The 17752-nt window shown below is 64.3% G+C and carries 14 protein-coding genes; 6 read left to right on the forward strand and 8 right to left on the reverse strand.

All coding sequences use genetic code 11. The annotated features are described in order from the left end of the window. Window positions 1–4 precede the first annotated feature (4 nt). The gene (locus DZC52_RS13905) at window positions 5–916 is read right to left on the reverse strand and encodes an AEC family transporter (protein ID WP_116651753.1); all 912 of its coding nucleotides are present in this window, start codon (window positions 914–916) and stop codon (window positions 5–7) included. Between the two features lie 65 nt (window positions 917–981). On the opposite strand from DZC52_RS13905, the gene DZC52_RS13910 reads away from it, so the two are divergent. Together DZC52_RS13910 and DZC52_RS13915 are read left to right on the forward strand one after the other, a co-directional pair. After that, window positions 982–1557 (forward strand): glutathione S-transferase family protein, encoded by a 576-nt coding sequence (locus DZC52_RS13910; protein ID WP_220338395.1) that lies wholly within the window; start codon window positions 982–984, stop codon window positions 1555–1557. 76 nt (window positions 1558–1633) lie between these two features. After that, window positions 1634–2380, forward strand: a complete 747-nt coding sequence (locus tag DZC52_RS13915; protein WP_116651754.1) for a hypothetical protein — start codon at window positions 1634–1636, stop codon at window positions 2378–2380. Window positions 2381–2432: 52 nt separating this feature from the next. Here the strand turns inward: DZC52_RS13915 and DZC52_RS13920 are convergent, their stop codons facing one another. Then, window positions 2433–5378, reverse strand: coding sequence for an AraC family transcriptional regulator (locus DZC52_RS13920; RefSeq protein WP_116651755.1), 2946 nt, complete (start codon window positions 5376–5378; stop codon window positions 2433–2435). Between the two features lie 164 nt (window positions 5379–5542). Continuing rightward, window positions 5543–7735: a catalase/peroxidase HPI gene (katG, locus tag DZC52_RS13925; RefSeq protein WP_116651756.1), complete on the reverse strand. Its 2193-nt coding sequence runs from the start codon at window positions 7733–7735 to the stop codon at window positions 5543–5545. Between the two features lie 266 nt (window positions 7736–8001). Between katG and DZC52_RS13930 the strand changes: the two genes are divergently transcribed. Together DZC52_RS13930 and DZC52_RS13935 are read left to right on the forward strand one after the other, a co-directional pair. Beyond that, window positions 8002–9171, forward strand: coding sequence for a choice-of-anchor D domain-containing protein (locus DZC52_RS13930; RefSeq protein ID WP_116651757.1), 1170 nt, complete (start codon window positions 8002–8004; stop codon window positions 9169–9171). A gap of 13 nt (window positions 9172–9184) precedes the next feature. After that, window positions 9185–9733 (forward strand): DUF1697 domain-containing protein, encoded by a 549-nt coding sequence (locus DZC52_RS13935; RefSeq protein ID WP_116651758.1) that lies wholly within the window; start codon window positions 9185–9187, stop codon window positions 9731–9733. Window positions 9734–9737: 4 nt separating this feature from the next. Here DZC52_RS13935 and DZC52_RS13940 read toward each other — a convergent pair whose 3' ends face one another. From DZC52_RS13940 to DZC52_RS13960, 5 genes are all read right to left on the reverse strand, one after another. Continuing rightward, a complete protein-coding gene (locus DZC52_RS13940) occupies window positions 9738–10262 on the reverse strand; it encodes a hypothetical protein (RefSeq protein ID WP_147307714.1) in 525 nt (174 codons plus the stop codon). A 203-nt stretch (window positions 10263–10465) separates the two neighbouring features. Continuing rightward, entirely contained in the window at window positions 10466–11803 is a 1338-nt protein-coding gene (locus DZC52_RS13945) for an FAD-binding oxidoreductase (RefSeq protein WP_116651760.1), read from the reverse strand. A gap of 3 nt (window positions 11804–11806) precedes the next feature. Then, window positions 11807–12937: a cyclopropane fatty acyl phospholipid synthase gene (gene cfa / locus DZC52_RS13950; RefSeq protein ID WP_116651826.1), complete on the reverse strand. Its 1131-nt coding sequence runs from the start codon at window positions 12935–12937 to the stop codon at window positions 11807–11809. 167 nt (window positions 12938–13104) lie between these two features. Continuing rightward, complete coding sequence (locus DZC52_RS13955; protein WP_220338396.1) at window positions 13105–13989, reverse strand: universal stress protein; 885 nt, start codon at window positions 13987–13989, stop codon at window positions 13105–13107. 12 nt (window positions 13990–14001) lie between these two features. Further along, window positions 14002–15483, reverse strand: coding sequence for a SulP family inorganic anion transporter (locus tag DZC52_RS13960; protein ID WP_116651761.1), 1482 nt, complete (start codon window positions 15481–15483; stop codon window positions 14002–14004). 202 nt (window positions 15484–15685) lie between these two features. Between DZC52_RS13960 and DZC52_RS13965 the strand changes: the two genes are divergently transcribed. After that, entirely contained in the window at window positions 15686–16384 is a 699-nt protein-coding gene (locus DZC52_RS13965) for a response regulator transcription factor (protein WP_116651762.1), read from the forward strand. After that, complete coding sequence (locus tag DZC52_RS13970; RefSeq protein ID WP_116651763.1) at window positions 16381–17727, forward strand: ATP-binding protein; 1347 nt, start codon at window positions 16381–16383, stop codon at window positions 17725–17727. The genes DZC52_RS13965 and DZC52_RS13970 overlap by 4 nt, the downstream gene beginning before the upstream one ends. Window positions 17728–17752: the final 25 nt, after the last annotated feature.

A 17752-nucleotide genomic window follows, 5' to 3' on the forward strand; every position in this document is an offset into this window, starting at 1 on the left:
CCGTTTAGGCCGTTCCAAACACCCATTCAGCCACGAAGTACCAGGCAGGCACGGTGAGTGCCGACAGCAGGACACCCCAGGCCACCAGCGCCGAGGCCAGCGGCGGTGCCAGGCGGGCTGAGGAGAGCAGGGCCGCGGCGGTGATCATCGGCGGCATGGCCGACTCCAGCAGGGCGACCCGGGCGATGTCCGGCCGGGTCCCGAGAAGCAGGATCAGGCCCAGCGCGACCGCCGGCAAAATCAGCAACTTGCTGGCAAGGCCGATGAACAGCGGCCGGCGGTACTCGTGCACCAGCCGCAAATGGAGACTCATGCCGATGGCGAGCGTGACCAGGGGCAGCAGCATGTCGGCGAAATTCCGCGCCAGCTCCATCAGCCAGTCGGGGAACCAGGCGTTGCCGAGCAGCAGTGCGCCCACCAGGGCAATGAAGGGCGGGAAGGTGACGATTCGCCGGGCCATGTCGCCCACGGCCGGACGCTGGCCGGTGCCGAACCAGGCCAGCACGAACAGCGCGTGCGTGCATACGATCAGGAAGGATCCGAACTGGTCGTAGACCACCGCGTAACGCACCTGCTCCTCGCCCAGAAGCGCCTCGACCAACGGAAACCCGAGGAACGAAGTGTTGCCCAGCGGCAGCAGAAGGAGCAGAACGGCGACCGCCTCGCGCCGCAGTTCCAGCCAGCGCGCGAGCAGCAGCACCAGGCCCACGCTCACCGCCAGCAAGGTCCACGGCACGATCACCAGCGGCAACAGCGCCGTGCTGGCCTCCAGCGTGGGCACGTGGATAAAAATGAGCGCGGGCAGGCACAGCATGATGACCACGCGGTTGAGCACTTCCGGCGCACTCGCCGGGAAAACACGTGCCAACAGGCGACCGACGACGATCAGCGAGATGATGACGAAATAGGCCGACATGGCCGCAGATCATACGGTAGATTGGCCGTCGCAAGGCAATCCCATGGCACAAAGCGGGAAATCTCATGACCATCCAACTCTACGGCACCTACACCTCGCCCTACGTGCGCCATTGCCGCATTGCCCTGGCCGAGACGGGACAGGATTACGAGCTGATCGAAACCGATTACGCGCAGAGCGCCCGGTTGGCGCCGGCAAAACGGGTACCGTTCCTGAAAGCCGGCGATCTCGTACTCAACGACTCCCTGTCCATTCTGAAGTTCATCCGCGAGTCGGCACGCCGGGCATTCCTCCCCGATGTGGAGGACTGCGACCTGTTCGCGCTGACCAACACGGCCCTGGACACGGCCATCAACCTGTTCCTGCTCGAGAAAGACGGACTCGGGCCCGCGCAGAGCGGCTATCTGGCCCGACAAGCCGCGCGGGTACACGACATTCTGGAGGCGCTGGAAGGGCGAGCGGGCGCACTGCCCGCGAAAACCGACCGCTTTACCGACGGCGAGCTGCGACTCGGCTGCTTCCTGGACTGGGCCCTCTTCCGCGAGCGAATCACCCTGACCGAGCACATCGAGCTAGCCGCCTTCCTCGAGCGCATGAAGGAATACCCGTGCTTCGCCAACACACCGCCCAGGGTGACCTGAAAGACTTTCGACAGGTATTTCCGGGCTTTCGGTGCTGAATTGCCCCTTCCACAAGATCATTTTCGGGAGGGAAACCATGAAATTCGCATCGATCGGCATTGCCTGCTTTGCACTCGCTTTCGTTCCGGCCTTCGCCGACGAGAACGGGGAGGCTGAAGACTGGGTTCAGCGCGTCTACCTGGAATACGTCAAGGGCGACATGCACGACGAATATCGTGAAGTCGTCGGCGACTGGAACGAATGCATCACCGAAGCCGATGACAGCATGGAGTGGTGGGTCTTCCGCGCGGAGACCGGCAACATGAACCGCTACGCCTTTGTGCTGGGCAACCAGCGATGGTCCGAATTCGATTCAGAGACCCCGGAACTGGACGCCTGCTACGAGCAGTTCAAGGACCGCTATCACGCTGCCGTGGACAAGGTCTACGCCTCGTTCGATATCTACATGGACGAGCACAGCTACCACGTGGATGACGACAAGGACCGCAAGATCGCCTGGGTGACGACCTTCGAGCTCGAGGACTCCAGGGCCTTCCTGGAAAACGTCAAGAAATATGCTGAAGCCGCCCGCGAGAAAGACTGGCACGAGCCCTTCTATTTCTACTCGTCGGTGGGCGGCGAGCACCACAGCGGCATCTATGTCGTGTCACCGGCGGCGAGCTTCAGCGAATTCGACGGCGATAACGGCTTCTGGCAGATGCTCGAGGAGCACTTCGGCGAGGAGGAGTTCAAGAGGATGCGCGAGATCGATCGCGCAGCGATCGCTGACTACTACGCCGATGTCTGGGTCCGCGTCGACGAACTCAGCCACATGACCGAGTGACGAAAACCTGCAGGGCCCGGGCCGGGTGCCCGGGCCCGCTGCCGTGGAGCCCTCATTCGCTTCCGGTCTGGGAAGGCGACTCGCCAAAGTGATTGCGGTAGGCGCGGCTGAAACCGGAAACACTCGAAAAACCGACAGAATAAGCGACGTCTGAAACACTCCTGCCGTCACCCTGCAGCATCTGGCGAGCCAGCCCGAGCCGCACATCGCGAATGAACTCGCCGGGCGAACGGCCAGTCTCCCGGACCAGGCGCCGGTGCAGCTTGCTGCGCGACATGTGCATCGACTCTGCCAGGGCGGCCACCGAAAGACCACCGTGTTGCACATTTCGTTCGATCCAAGTTCGCACATCGTCGGCCAGCAGGGGTTCGGTGGTTGCCGTGGCGACGGCGCTCTCCGCAGTCGACGCCTCTGCGCCTTCCGATCGTTCACCCGCGATTGCCACGGCCGCATCGGCCCGGTGCCGCTCGCGCAGCACCTGGCTCGTCCGGCGGTCCACTTCCCGATGCAGGTACTGCTGCAGCCGAATGGCCGCGCGATGACGTCGTGCGAGCCAGACAGCCGCCAGCAGCACAATCGCTCCGATACTCGCAACGCGAACGCTCGTCCGCTCGTATAAATGAGGCGGCACCTCGATATCCATGCTCGCGACCGGACCCGACAAGCCGCTGTTGGCGTCGACGGCTGCGATTTCGAGCCGATGCCGGCCGGCCCGAACGTTGTCGAAACCCAGGTTACGGTCTTCGCCGACCTCCATCCAGGATCCGTCGTCGAAGCGGTAGCGAAAGTAGATCTCCCCGGTCAAGCCGGGCTTGATACCGGTGATCTGCACCGAGAACACGCGTTCGCCAAGCGGCAATTCGACGCGATTTCCGGCCGGCAGGGCGGTCCCGTCGGCCAGGCGAAGCTGCTGGATGATCACGCGCGGTGCCCCCTGGTGCTCCTCCACGACGCCTGGATCGAATATGGCAATGCCCCCCTGGCCGGGAAACGCCAGGCGTCCGTCGAGAAGTCGAATGCCGGCGTTCTGCACACCGCCGTTGCCTTCCCGGTCGGGGAGGCCATCGCTTTCGGTGAATACGCGCGAATAGACGCGCTCCGCACGCCCTTCGAGCACGCGCTCCAGCGACTGTCGGTGCAGCCAGAACACGCCGCTGTTGCTGTTGAACCAGAATCGTCCCTTGCCGTCGGCCAGCAGGCGATGAAGGCTGTCGGCATAGAGACCCTGACGGCTGTCGAGACAGTCGAAAACAAGCCCGGGGCGATGCTCGCGTCGATCGGAGCGGCAAACACCGCTGTCGGCGGTTACGACCCAGAGATGGCCGCTCGAGTCCTGGTAGAGATCGCGAATCCGGTCGCTTGACAGACCGTCACCCCGGCCGAACGCCAACACTTCACCACCGGGCGACCGGCGACGCAAACCGTCGGAGTCCGTCCCGAACCAGAGACTGCCACTCTCGGCTTGGTAAACGGTCTGCACCTGAACCCACTCCGGCAGGGCCAGCGCTTCCTGCATGCTTCGCCAGCGGCCGTCATATCGGAGCCAAACGCCGGTCTGGCTGCCGATCCAGAGTCCGCCGGAACGGTCCTCGAAAATGCTGCGCACAAGAACATTCCCGAGCACCCGGGGCAATCGTTCCGGCACTTCACATTCACCCGCCTGCATCGTGCAGAAGCCACCCTGTCCCACCAGCACGCGCCCTTGCCGAGTGACGGTCACCGTGCCCACGACCTGCCCGGGAGAACCGGCAGCGTGAACACCCCGAACCACGCCACCGCGAATCTCGGCCAGGGCTCCCGCGCCCACGCTGGCCCAGATTGTGCCGTCTGCGCCCTGGGCCATGCCGTATACCGGACCCTCAGGCAGTCCGTGCTGCGTGGTAATCGTGTCGAATCGACGCTGACTGACCCGCCACAGCCCGTCACAGAGCGTGGCCAGCCAGACGCCGCCGGTCGAGTCGAACGCGAAGTCCCGGATGGGGCATGGCGCCCGGACTACCGACTCGCCGTTCTCGAGCAGGTCGTACTGGCGCACCCGCCACTCTGATCCATGCGGACCGTCAGCCACCAGGCGGACGTAGCCTGCAATCGGCCCCTCGTTGACGACGCGCCATCCGTCATCGCTCGAGCGCCAGGTGCGCTCGTAGGACTGCACGATCAGTTCGCCGCCAGGGGCAAACTCCAGATCGTTGACGGTCTTGCCCTCGAAGAGGCGCAGCATACGGCCCTTGTTGCCTTCGATTCGGACCAGGCCGCCCTGCCCCCCTGCGAACACGACCCCGTCTGAATCGACCGCCAGTGCGCGAACATCACGCAGCGCAATGCCGTCTTCGGCATTCAGGATCTGCTCGACGCCGCCAATGCCGGCGCGAATTACCCTGCCCGTGCCGGTTCCTGCCCAGATGCCGCCCTCCGGGGCATCGGCAAAGGCCTGGACAGCCTCGCCCTGCAGCGCGGATTCGCCAACGCTCTGGAAACAGGCACCGCCGCAGGCATGGGCCAATCCCTGCTCGGTGCCCAACCAGAGTCGATCCCGACGGTCGAGATGAAGCTTCAGCACACGCGGGGCAGGCAACCCCTGCTCGGTCCCGGCAGCGTGAAACTCCCGGCCATCGAAGCTGGCCAGTGCGTACTGCTCGGTGAGCAGCCAGATCAGGCCATTGTCCTGCTGGATCAGGCGGGTCAGACGATTGCCGGGCAGACCCGGATGGCTGCCGGCACTGTATGTCTTGAATCGGTGACCATCGAAGCGGACCAGGCCATCGAAGGTGGCGACCCAGAGATAGCCGTGCTTGCCCATCAGCACGTCGGTCGTCCCGTTGACGGGCAGCCCGTCGGCATTGGTCCAGCGATCCAGCAGGTATCCCTCGGACAGCCACTCCGGCCGCGCCTGCGCCGGCGCGCCGGTCATCAAATCGCAAAAGCAGATGAACAGAGCGATCAGACCGAGACGGTTGACGGGCATGCAGAAAACGACCTGCCAGGCAAAGCGCAACATTCTACCGGCATCTACAGCAGCCGGATTCACGGAAGTTGATCACGGCGTGAGCAGGTGACCTTCTGAACGAAAGCACACGCCGGCATCGAGATCGATCCAGGAGACAAAAAAGACCCCGGCACCCAGGGGGAGCCGGGGTCAAGTTGCTGACAGATCTCGCTGGATCAGGCGAGATCGAAGCGGTCCGCGTCCATCACCTTGTTCCAGGCGGCAATGAAGTCGCGGACGAACTTTTCCTTGCCGTCTTCGCTGGCGTACACCTCGCCGACGGCCCGCAGCTGCGAGTTGGAACCGAAGATCAGGTCGTTGCGCGTGGCGGTCCACTTGATCTGGCCCGATTCACGGTCGTGGCCTTCGTAGATGCCTTCGCGGTCTGATTCCTTCCATTCCGTTTTCATGTCGAGCAGGTTGACGAAGAATTCATTGGTCAACTTGCCCGACTGGTCGGTGAACACGCCGTGCGAGGTCTGGTCGTGATTGGCACCCAGGGCGCGCATGCCGCCGACGAGCACGGTCATCTCCGGTGCGGTCAGCCCTAGCAATTGGGCCCGGTCCACCAGCATTTCCTCCTGCGGACGATCATGTCCGTGACCGAGATAGTTGCGGAAACCGTCCGCCTTCGGCTCCAGCCATTCGAAGGAATCGACATCGATCTGATCCTGGCTGGCGTCGGTGCGACCGGGATGGAACGGCACGGTGACGTCGAAGCCCGCGTCCTTCGCGGCCTTCTCGACGGCGGCAGCACCGCCCAGCACGATCAGGTCGGCCAGCGAGACCCTCTTGTTGCCCGACTGGGCGTCGTTGAAAGCCTTCTGCACGCCCTCGATCTTGTCGAGCCAGGCGCCGAGCTTCTCGGGCTGGTTGGCTTCCCAGTCCTTCATCGGCGTCAGACGGATGCGTGCCCCGTTGGCGCCGCCGCGCTTGTCGGTGTGACGGTAGGTCGAAGCCGAGGCCCAGGCCACGAAAGCCAGCTCGGAGACCGACAGGCCGCTGTCCAGGAGTTTGCTCTTGAGTTCGGCAATGTCGGAGTCGTCGATCAACTCGTGGTCGACCTTCGGCACCGGGTCCTGCCAGATCAGCTCTTCGTCCGGCACTTCGGGGCCGAGATAGCGATCGATCGGGCCCATGTCGCGGTGGGTCAGCTTGTACCAGGCTCGCGCGAAGGCATCGGCAAACGCCTCGGGGTTCTTCCAGAATCGCAAGGAAATTTCCCGATACGCCGGGTCGACCTTCAGGGAAATGTCGGTCGTGGCCATCATCGGCGCGTGTCGCTCACTGGGATCGTGCGCGTCGGGAACGGTGTCCTGGGCTTCCGGATTGACCGGCTTCCACTGTTTGGCGCCGGCCGGGCTGGTGGTCAGTTCCCATTCGAAGTTGAACAGGTTCTCGAAGTAATTCATGTCCCACTTCGTCGGCTCCATCGTCCAGGCGCCTTCCAGGCCGCTGGTGATGGTGTCCTTGCCCATGCCGGTGCCGTAGTCGCTCTTCCAGCCCAGGCCCTGCTGTTCGATCGGTGCCGCCTCGGGTTCCGGGCCGTGGTGAGAATCGGGGGCCGCCCCGTGACACTTGCCGAAGGTGTGGCCGCCGGCGATCAGCGCGACGGTTTCCTCGTCGTTCATCGCCATGCGGGCAAAGGTCTGGCGGATGTAGAACGCGGCGTCTTCCGGGTCGCCATTGCCGTTCGGGCCCTCGGGATTCACGTAGATCAGGCCCATGTGGTCGGCGGCCAGGTTGCCCATCAGCTCGCCGTCGGATTCGTGGCGCTCATTGCCCAGCCACTCGCTCTCGGGGCCCCAGAAGACATCGCCTTCCGGCTCCCAGATATCCTCTCGGCCGCCGCCGAAACCGAAGGTCTTGAAGCCCATCGATTCGAGGGCGACGTTGCCGGTGAGAATGTAGAGGTCGGCCCAGGAAAGCTGCTTGCCGTACTTCTGCTTGATCGGCCACAGCAGGCGCCTCGCCTTGTCCAGGTTGCCGTTGTCCGGCCAGCTGTTGAGCGGCGCAAAGCGCTGGTTACCGGTCGATCCGCCGCCACGGCCGTCGGCCACGCGGTAGGTGCCGGCGGCGTGCCAGGCCATGCGGATGAAGAAGGGGCCGTAATGGCCGTAGTCGGCCGGCCACCAGTCCTGGGAATCGGTCATCAGGGCGTGCAAGTCCTTCTTGACCGCATCGTAGTCGAGCTTCTTGAACTCCTCGGCATAGTCGAACCGCTCGCCCATCGGGTCCACCTTGGGCGAGTTCTGGTTGAGAATCCTCAAGTTGAGGCTTTCAGGCCACCAGGTGGAGTTCGAAAGACTTCCGCTCGCGGTGTGTCGGAATTTTGCCGGTGCAAACGGGCATTTGGCTTCGGTATCCATAGTCTCTCCTCTCTTGTCAGCAACTTCACGCGGCCCCGCGGGGCCTGAGATACGAGTTCGGGCCGGATTGCATCCGGATCAGCCCTGTGATCATATCGGCTCAGCGTGAATTTCTACAATACATTGTTTTCATGTCTTCGATAGTCTGCGCTTATAGAAAACAAGCCGGGCTTTTTTCCGGTTTCGCCAACCGCATCACGGGACCAAGAATCAGAAAGTGCTAAGGTTTCTCCGAGACCAAGGGGGATTAAACGGAGAGATTCGGAATGCCCCCTGCTAAGCGCCCCTTACCCCGGCAATTCCCCGCGCTTTCGGCCTTGGTGCTGGTCACGTTCGCCCTGACAGTCGGTCCGGCCCTGGCCCAACAGGGCGGCGGCAGCGTCAGTCTCGGAACGGCAAGCGGCGCGCCCGGCACCACGGTGTCCGTCGCATTCGAGTTCGACAACACCGAAGACGCCGACGTACTCGAAGCCCGCGCCCGCATCCAGGGCATCGATGCCTTCAGCGCGGTCGACGTTGGAAATCTCTGCGACTCGTCTGCCGCCCTGATCGTCAGTTGCGTGCTCAACGATACGAACCGACTGGTCGTATCCGCCGCGAACCTGTCGGGCACTCCGATCGCCTCGTTCACCGGCACGCTAGAACTCAGCATTGCGCCCGATGCCCCGGGCGGCACCGATGTCTTGCTGGAATGGAATGCGCCCCAGGATCAGGATCTGCTGTTCACACCGAGCGCCAGCGTCGACGGCCTGGTTTCGATCATCAGCGACGGGCCGCAGGTCGACCTCTCACCGTCATCTCTGGATTTCGGCGACATCGAAGCCGGCCAGTCCAGCCCGGCCCGGACCGTCCATGTGAGCAACAGCGGCAACGCGGACGGCTTGCAGATCAGCACCGTATCGACTGCAAGCGCCGATTTCGCCATCAGCCAGGATGACTGCGCATCGACCAGCCTGGCGCAGGGAGAATTCTGCTCGGTCCAGGTTGTCTTTGCGCCCACCACCGACGGCGCCCTGAACGACTCGCTGTCGGTTGCGACCAATGTCGGCACCATCGCCGCTTCCCTGACCGGAACCGGCACTGCGGCGGGCCTGGCCCCCACCCCGGCACCCGGAACGATCGATTTCGGCGTGGTCGGCGTCGGCGACAGCGCCACCGTGGACGGGCAGTTCACCAATGACGGGAGCGCGCCCCTGGACATCGACTGCAGCCTGGCACCGGCCGATGAGAACTTTCAGACAGTCCCCGTTCCCCTCAGCTTCTCCGATGTCGCACCTTCGGACAGCGTCGACTTCACGCTTACGTTCACGCCGACCAGCGGCGAGGAGCAGACCGCCACGATCACTTGTCAATCGAACGCGCTCGACCTGCCCGAATTCGAATACCAGCTGAGCGCGCCCGGCCTGTTCATCTTCTCGGACCGCTTCGAGCCATGAAGGCTTCTTCGGCATGAATCGGCGCGTCGCCCTGCTGCGGGGGATCAACGTTGGCGGGCACAACCGCATCCCGATGGCCGATCTGCGCGAGCTGTGCTCCGAAATCGGCTGGGGTGAGGTGGCAACCTACATCCAGAGCGGCAATATCGTCTTCGCGTCCGACCGGGAAGCGCGCACGCTCGAGGACGAACTCCAGGCCGCAATTCGCGATCGCTTCGGGCACGATGTCCACACGCTGGTTCGCACCGGCCGCGAATGGACCAGCCTTCTGTCTTCCAACCCGTTTCCCGAGGCCAGCGAGGCCGAGGCCAACCGGGTCATGCTCGGGCTTTCCAAAGCGCCGCTCGACCCGCGCGCGGCCGAGGCGCTCCAGGCCCGCGCCACGGCTGACGAACGCGCCGAGCAGCGCAACGGGGCCCTGTGGCTTCACTTCCCGAACGGCTCTGCGCGCAGCAAGCTCACCCCGGTCGCCCTCGACCGGCTGGCCGGATCGCCGGTGACGACGCGAAACTGGCGTACTGCCCTGAAACTGATGGAGATGCTCAAAGGCGCCGGCAGCTGACCGTCTATTGCCTTCGACTCGTTTCCAGGCCGCCGTATCGAACGCGACGCACCAGTACGGCAATACCGCGGGCTCCGAAAATGAGAAAGAGCGCCAGCGCGAGCTCTACGAGCGTGGCGCTGACGTAAGCCCCGAATTCGCTGGGACCCTGCTCATACGGCAATCGTTCGGCCTGGCTGCGCTCTGCGAGCAGTTGAAACACTAGATCGGAGATCGCCACCACGAACAGCCACAAACCAATGAGCACTGATCCCGCCTCGACCAGTCTGGCTACCCACACCGACTCTTCACCTTGCTCTCCACCCCCTCGAATCACCGTATTGCTTATCGGGGCGGGAAAGAACCACAGGAACAGTCCCGCGCCGATGAATACGGCGGGGCCGCTCAGAAAGTTGAGCAACTGCAATGCGCCGGAGCTGGACAGAACCAAGGGTGCATAGGCTGCCAAGGTAGAGATGCCATAGACAGCGAGGACGAGCCCGAACAATTTCAAGACGACACGAACGAGACCATCGAAGTCGAGAGCCACTCCCTTCTCCACTACTTTCTCCCTGTGCAAAAGCCCAATGCCCCCAAGCTACCAAAAAAGTTCAGCCATCGGCCAACCGAGTTCAGCCCTCCGCTTGGTAACTCGCAGCGATTAAACTGCCCGGCGATGAGCCATGCCACCCGCACCGCTTCCAACCAACCCTTTCCGCGCGCCATCCTGGCGCGTCGGTGGGAGCAATGCAGCTATCGGCTCTTTACGGCCTTCTCGTAGAGCCCCGGGAACCGACCCTCGGGGTCGTATTCCCGCTTGAGGGATTCGTAGGCCTCGCGGTTGTACTCCTGCCAGAAGCGCTGTTCGTCGTAGGTGCTGCGCGAATACAGGCTCTTCTTGCCGCCGTGCCTGGCGACCAGGTCTTCGACCAAAGCGTTGTAATGGCCGTCGGGCTCGTCGCTGCGCACCATGTCCCAGAAACCGAAGTTGATGTAGGGCGTATCCGTGCGCAGCTCGAAAAGCGAGAAGCGGCCGTCGGGCACGACGAACGGACAGATCCAGACCGGGCGGATGCCGATCCGGGCTTCGAACTCGACCAGGAAGGCCGCGGCATTGTCGATCGGAATGTCGACATCCTGGATGACCGATTCGGTGCGGGGACGGACGTGGCACATCATGCTCAGGGGCCAGCGATTGCTGGCCCGCATGACTTTCTGATAGGTGATGCTGTTGAGCCGCTTGCGCCCCATGAGAAAACGCAGGGGCTTGAAGTTCATGCCCAGGTTCTTGCTGCACCAGAACCAGTCGGTATCCCAACGCCACAGATAATCGTGGATCGAGAGGTAGTCTTCGCGCTTGTCCCGCAAGCTCTTCCAGTACTGCTGCATCCAGGTGTAGTCGCTGGGGGCCGTGTCGGGCGGCAACTCCTCGACGAATCCCGCCCTGGTCAGCACGAATTCGCCGGGCGCGAAATACACCGCGTCAAGGTAGTCGCAAGTCGGCTGCTCGCATTCGTCGGCGATCGCGGCGAACAAGTAGCCCGGATCGCTGAAGCGCGTGTGTTCCAGGCGAACGTGACGGGCCACCGGCACCAGCTCGACGCGTAGGCGCATGGCATAGCCGAGACTGCCGAAGGAATTCGGAAAACCGAAGAACAGTTCGCTTCGTTGGTCGGGAGAACAGGTCAGCACCCGACCGTCGGCGACGAGCACGTCCATTTCACTGACCGTGTGATGCACCAGGCCGTGTCGGAAAGCCATGGACTCGATGCCCAGGCCGGTCATCGCGCCCCCGACGGTAATGCTCTTCAATTCCGGCACGATGGCCGGCGCGAGCCCGAAAGGCAAGGTCGCGTCGACCAGGTCGGCGTAGGTCGTCATGCCTTCGACCTCGGCGACGCGCGCGTCGGGATCGATCTCGATGACGTGATCGAGCGAAGCCACGTCGAGCTGCGTGCGCTCGATCTCCTCGCGTGGACGAAAGAGATTGCTGGTGCGCTTGCGCAGGCGAACCGGACCGCGCGAGCCGGTCAACGCCTTCGAGAGCGCTTCAGTGCGGCGACGATGTGCCTCCCGGACATCCGTGCTCATGCTTCAGCGCACCGGAACATAGCGCGGGATATCGCCGTGGCTGAGCACCAGCTGCCAGAGATTCAGACCGCGCGAACGAAAGGCGCCGGCGGAACAGTTGAGATAGAAGCGCCACATCCGATAGAAGCGCTCGTCCAGGCCGTCCCGTTCGGACAGTTCCGGCCAGGCGCCGAGGAAATTCGACTCCCAGGCCATCAGGGTTCGATCATAGTCCGGGCCGAAATTGTGCCAGTCCTCGAGGACGAGGAGACCTTCCTTGGCGCGAGTCAGCTGCGCTTCGGAAGGAATCACGCCGCCCGGGAAAATGTACTTCCGGATCCAGGCATCGGCGGTCGTTCGGCTGACATTGCCGCCGATGGTGTGCAGCAGGGCCAGGCCGCCGGCCTTGAGCCGCGCACGAACCAGCTCGAAAAAGCCGCGATAGTTCTTGGGGCCGACGTGCTCCATCAGCCCGACGCTGACGACCCGGTCGAAGGTCTCGGGCTCGTCGATGGCCTCCCGGTAATCTTGCAGGCGCACGTCCACAGGCAGCCCCTGGCAGATCCGGCGGGCATACTCGACCTGTCGACGGCTGATATTGAAACTCACCACTTCGCAGTCGTGCTCGGCGGCCAGGTAGCGCGCCAGTTCGCCGAAACCGCCGCCGAGCTCGAGAATCCGCATGCCCGGTTTCAGATCCAGTTTCTGCGCCACCAGCGCCAGCTTGGCGCGCTGAGCCTCATCGAGCGACCCGATCTGCCCTTCCCGGCCGTAGTAGGCGCAGGTGTACTGCATGGTCGGACCGAGCATCGCTTCGTAGAGACGGGTGGAGAGGTCGTAGTGCTGCTCGGCCACCTGGCGCGAGCGCCGGCGGCTCTGCTGGTTGGCCAGCTTGCTCAGCAGGACCTGGGCGATGGTCGACGGCGTGCGGATACGGTCTTCGATGCGGGCGCGCTGAACGCGAACGAAAAACTCGTCGAGCTTTTCGACATCCCACCAGTCGTCCATGTAGGCCTCGCCCACGCCGAGCGACCCTTCAGCCAGTGCACGCCGATAGAAGCGGTCGTCATGAACCTTCAGGTCCCAGGGACGATCGCCGTCGATCTGCACATCGGCCGACTCGAGCAGTTCTGCCACTTTCCGTTTCGCTGACACCACGCCGCTCCCTCTGTCACGGTGGTTTCCAGTCGAATCGCAACCGCCAGACAACCCCCTTCCGCCTGATCGGCACTTGCCAGAAAGCCTAGTCGTCCGGGCCGGGCCGGTCAAGGTGCCGGGTTTGCCACGATCCAGGCAGACGAGGCGGCGGTGTCATCAAACAATCAACGCAACAGCAACACGGGAATCGTGCAGTTCTGCAGCACGGCGGTCGTCGTGCTGCCGACGATCAGGTGGCGGATGCGCGAGTGTCCGTAGGCACCCATGACCAGCAGGTCGATGTCGAACAGTTCGACCTGTTCTGCAATCACGTCTTCGGCATTGCCCGGACGCACCACGACTTGCGGCGCATAGCCGGCGGCTTCCAGTTCCCGGCAGGCCCGCTCCAGCCTGTCGCGCATCGGCCCGTCTTCGCTGCCGGCTACGATCAAGTGGCAGTCGAGCCCATGCAGAAGCGGGCTCTGACAGACCATGGCCACGCACTTGCGGCTGGTGTCGCTGCCATCGTAAGCGATGGCGAAGGACCGGACCGGACGGAACCGCCGCGAGGCGACAAGCAAGGGACGATGCACCGCGCGGACGGTGCGCTCGAGGTTGGCGCCCAGGTGGCCCTTGCCGAAATCCACCGACTCGCCGCGCTTGCCGATCACGAACAGGCGGACGTCTTGCTCCAGCTGCGTGGCGGTTTCGACGAGGGTGCCGTGACGCTGCAGGCTCTCGGGCTCCCGGGCGCCCGCCTTCGCAGCGCGTTCGGTCGCGCGCTCCAGCAGCGCGCGGCCCTGCTGCATGGCCAAGCGCGAGCGCTGGGCGTCGAGTTCGGCGAGCTCCTCGAGCAGGGCCGACTGTGTATCGACGCCGATATTGCCGCTGTAGTCCGCCGAAACCGCTCCGGACGTTTCCCGGTCGAGGACGTGCAGGCAGACCAGCGCGGCGTCCAGTCGTGCCGAAGCCCAGGCGGCATAGTCGATCACCGAATCGGCATAGATCGAGGTATCGAGGCAGGCCATGACCTTGCCGTCTTGAGGAATGGTGTAGTCAGTGTTGCTCATCGCGGCGTCTCCTCAGTGCCCCAGCAGTTTCTCGGCATCGGGTTTGTCGTGCACACCCAGGCGGTCCACCAGCGTTCGGCTGGCTTCGTCCATTCCGACAACCTCGACCTCGACCCCTTCGCGCCGGAATTTCAGTATCACCCGATCCAGCGCGCCAACGGCACTGAGATCCCAGAAGTGCGCGTTGGAGACGTCGATTCGCACCCGCTCCACCACTTCCCGGAAATCGAAGGCGCCCAGGAACTCTGCAGCGGAAGCAAAGAAGACCTGCCCGGTGACGGTATAGCGGCGGGTGCGCCCTTCGTCTTCCTGGTGCCTGGCCACGACCAGGACCTGCCCGACCTTGCGGGCGAAGCCCAGCGCGGAGAGCAGCACACCGGTCAGCACGCCCTTGGCGAGGTCGTGAGTGAACACGGTGACCACGACCGTTCCGATCATCACCAGGCTCGATGTCCTGGGATGGTGCCTGAGATTGGCGATCGACTGCCAGCTGAAAGTCCCGATCGACACCATGATCATGACCGCCACCAGGGCCGCCATGGGAATCATGCCCACGTAGTCGCCCAGGAAGACCACCATCAGCAGGAGGACGACACCGGCGACGAGGCTCGAAAGCCGCCCGCGCCCGCCGGATTTCACGTTGATCACCGACTGCCCGATCATGGCGCAGCCGGCCATGCCGCCGAAGAAACCGGAGACGATATTGGCCAGCCCCTGCCCCCTGGCCTCGCGGTGCTTGTCGCTGGGCGTGTCGGTCAGGTCGTCGACGATCTGCGCGGTCAGGAAGGACTCGAGCAGTCCCACCACCATCATGGTCGTCGAGACCGGCAGGATGATCATCAAGGTTTCGAGCGTCCAGGGGATGTCGGGCAGCAGGAAAGTGGGCAGGGAATCGGGCAGCTCGCCCTTGTCGCCCACGGTCGGCACTTCGATGCCCATGGCGACCGCCGCAGCCGTCAGCAGCACGATCGCCACCAGCGGAGACGGAACGGCGCGGGTGAGATACGGCAGGCCATAGATGATCAGAAGACCGACGGCAACCATCGGGTACACCATCCCGGGCACACCGATCAGCTCCGGGAGCTGGGCCAGGAAAATGAGAATCGCCAGCGCATTGACGAAACCGGTCACGACCGACCGCGACACGAAGCGCATCAGATCGGCCAGCTTGAGGTAGCCGGCGACGATCTGTAGCAGGCCGGTCAGCACCGTGGCGGCCAGCAGGTACTGCAGGCCGTGGTCGCGGACCAGGGTCACCATCAGCAAGGCCATGGCGCCCGTGGCCGCCGAAATCATGCCGGGACGGCCGCCCGTGAACGCGATCACCACGGCGATGCAGAAAGAAGCGTACAGCCCGACCCGGGGATCCAGGCCCGCGATCAGGGAAAAGGCGATCGCCTCGGGGATCAGGGCCAGCGCAACCACCAGGCCGGCCAGTACGTCGGCACGGACATTGGAAAGCCAGTCGCGCCGGATGGCATAGAGGACATTCATTCGGGCAAAACCTTATGGCCCGAACAGCGATGTCCGGACTGTGGGATAGGTCTGGGAGCTGGTTCAGCGGAACGGTACGACTGTAGAAGCCATGACCGGACCCGGGTGAACCGCAATCGAAGCGGCGCGCATTGTAAACCAGTTTGCGGTTCTTGACACTTCGGGACGGACAATCGGCCCCGGATCGCGCTAAATTGGCGCCATGAAGCAGCCCAGCGTCCTGATCGTCGACGACGATGTCGAGCTCTGCGCGATGCTCGAGGAGTTTCTCGCGGGCGAAGGTATGAGCGTCACCAGTGTCCATGATGGCGAAACGGGCCGCACCCGGGCGACGCAGCCGCAGCCACCCGACGCCGTGGTCCTCGACGTGATGATGCCCGGCGCCAACGGATTCGATGTACTGCGCGAGATCAGGCGCCACGGCGACGTGCCGGTGATCATGCTCACCGCCCGGGGCGACGACACCGACCGGATCGTCGGGCTCGAGCTGGGTGCCGACGATTACCTCCCCAAACCCTTCAATCCGCGCGAACTCGCTGCGCGTCTGCGCGCCGTGTGGCGGCGCGGCCGACCCGGTCCGGCAGAACAAGGTCCCGCCCAGGTCGGCCGCCTGCGCCTGGATCCGGAGAACCGGAATGCCGAGGGGGCCGCCGGCCGGATCGTCCTTACCGGCGCGGAGTTCGCACTGCTGGAAATGCTGGCGCGCACACCCGGCGAAGTCCACTCCAAGGACGCGCTGTCGCAGTATGCCCTGGGGCGCGAGGCGATGCCCTTCGATCGAAGCGTGGACACGCACGTCAGCCGGCTGCGCCACAAGCTGGAGGAAGCGGGTGCCGGCGTCAGCATTCGCAACGTCCGCGGGCGCGGCTACTGCCTGACGGCGGACGGGGATGCGCCGTGAACCGGCTTTCGGTCCGCGTCTTCCTGGCTTTCTGGGCGGTCATCGTCCTGACCCTGGTTTCGGTGGTCCTGATCAACTCCCAGATCCACCGCTACCAACGCGGAGAGGAATTCGAACAGGAGCGCACGGAGTTCATCGAAGAGCGGGTCGTTGCCCCGGCCCGGGCGGCGCTGAACCGGCACGGTGAGCGCGGCCTGAAAAGATGGCTGATGGCCGCAAGGGCCCGCTCCCGCGTGCTGGACCTGCACGTCGTGAACGCAAACGGCGTGGAACTGCTCGGCGAGCGGCTGCCCAGGCACGGCCGTCCACTGGTCGAGGCTTGGCGATCCGGACGGGATTTGGGCCATGCGGGGGGCACCCACCGCTGGGTGCGCGAACTCCAGGCACCGGGCGGCCGCGACTACCTGCTGATCATCTCGCGACCGCCCCGACCTTTCCTTTTCCGCCTGTTCGGACCCTTCGGTCCACTGGGCCTGCTCGTCGTCGCGATTTTCATCAGCGGGTTGATCAGTTTCGCGCTGGCCCGCTACATCGCCCGCCCGATGCAGCGCATGCGCGAAGCCGGCAGCGCGCTGGGCAGCGGCGACCTGGCCGCGCGCCTGCCCGGGCGGCTCACCCGAAGACGCGACGAGATCGGCGGCCTGGCCCGCGATTTCAACCGCATGGCCGACCAGCTGTCACAAATGATCAGCGGCCAGCAGCAGTTGCTGCGCGATGTCTCGCACGAACTGCGCTCGCCGCTGGCACGGATCCAGGTGGCGCTGTCGCTGGCCGAGCGCGACAACGATCCCCGCCACCTTGAACGGATCCGCGTCGAGGGCGAGCGCCTGGACCTACTGGTCGGCGAAATTCTCGCCTATGCGCGGCTGCAGCATGCCGATCCGCTGGCGGATCGGACATTCGACCTGGTCGAGTGCGTTACCGATATCGTCGCCGACGCCCGCCTGGAAGGCCGGGCGCGAAAGGTCGGGGTCGAGTTCGAGGCCCCGGAGCGGCTGCCGGCCCAAGGCGATGAACAAGCCTTGCGTCACGCCATCGAGAACGTGATTCGCAACGCCGTCCGCCACAGCCCCGCGGATGCCGTCGTGAACGTCGTGCTGCGACAGCATGGAGATCGAATCCGCTTGCGGGTGACCGACCGGGGCCCGGGCGTCGATCCGGGCGACCTGCAACGAATCTTCGAACCCTTCGTGCGGCTCAGTCCGGGCCGGAGCGAATCCGGCGTCGGCGGCGGAATCGGCCTGGCCATCGCCCGGGCGGCCGTGGAGCGGCACGGCGGCGAGATCATCGCCGAGAACGCGCCCGACGGCGGGCTGGTCGTCACGCTGGACTTGCCGCAGTAGACGTTTCTTGACACTTCGAACAACC

It is taken from the genome of Wenzhouxiangella sediminis (assembly GCF_003410055.1).
Taxonomy (GTDB): Bacteria; Pseudomonadota; Gammaproteobacteria; order Xanthomonadales; family Wenzhouxiangellaceae; genus Wenzhouxiangella; species Wenzhouxiangella sediminis.

Excerpts from the sequence above, each read along its gene's own strand:
- DZC52_RS13930 (WP_116651757.1), top strand. The coding sequence starts at position 8,002 with ATGCCCCCTGCTAAGCGCCCCTTACCCCGGCAATTCCCCGCGCTTTCG.
- DZC52_RS13945 (WP_116651760.1), bottom strand. The coding sequence starts at position 11,803 with ATGAGCACGGATGTCCGGGAGGCACATCGTCGCCGCACTGAAGCGCTC.
- DZC52_RS13955 (WP_220338396.1), bottom strand. The coding sequence starts at position 13,989 with ATGAGCAACACTGACTACACCATTCCTCAAGACGGCAAGGTCATGGCC.
- DZC52_RS13905 (WP_116651753.1), bottom strand. The coding sequence starts at position 916 with ATGTCGGCCTATTTCGTCATCATCTCGCTGATCGTCGTCGGTCGCCTG.
- DZC52_RS13935 (WP_116651758.1), top strand. The coding sequence starts at position 9,185 with ATGAATCGGCGCGTCGCCCTGCTGCGGGGGATCAACGTTGGCGGGCAC.
- DZC52_RS13965 (WP_116651762.1), top strand. The coding sequence starts at position 15,686 with ATGAAGCAGCCCAGCGTCCTGATCGTCGACGACGATGTCGAGCTCTGC.
- DZC52_RS13920 (WP_116651755.1), bottom strand. The coding sequence starts at position 5,378 with ATGTTGCGCTTTGCCTGGCAGGTCGTTTTCTGCATGCCCGTCAACCGT.
- DZC52_RS13960 (WP_116651761.1), bottom strand. The coding sequence starts at position 15,483 with ATGAATGTCCTCTATGCCATCCGGCGCGACTGGCTTTCCAATGTCCGT.
- katG (WP_116651756.1), bottom strand. The coding sequence starts at position 7,735 with ATGGATACCGAAGCCAAATGCCCGTTTGCACCGGCAAAATTCCGACAC.
- DZC52_RS13915 (WP_116651754.1), top strand. The coding sequence starts at position 1,634 with ATGAAATTCGCATCGATCGGCATTGCCTGCTTTGCACTCGCTTTCGTT.
- DZC52_RS13910 (WP_220338395.1), top strand. The coding sequence starts at position 982 with ATGACCATCCAACTCTACGGCACCTACACCTCGCCCTACGTGCGCCAT.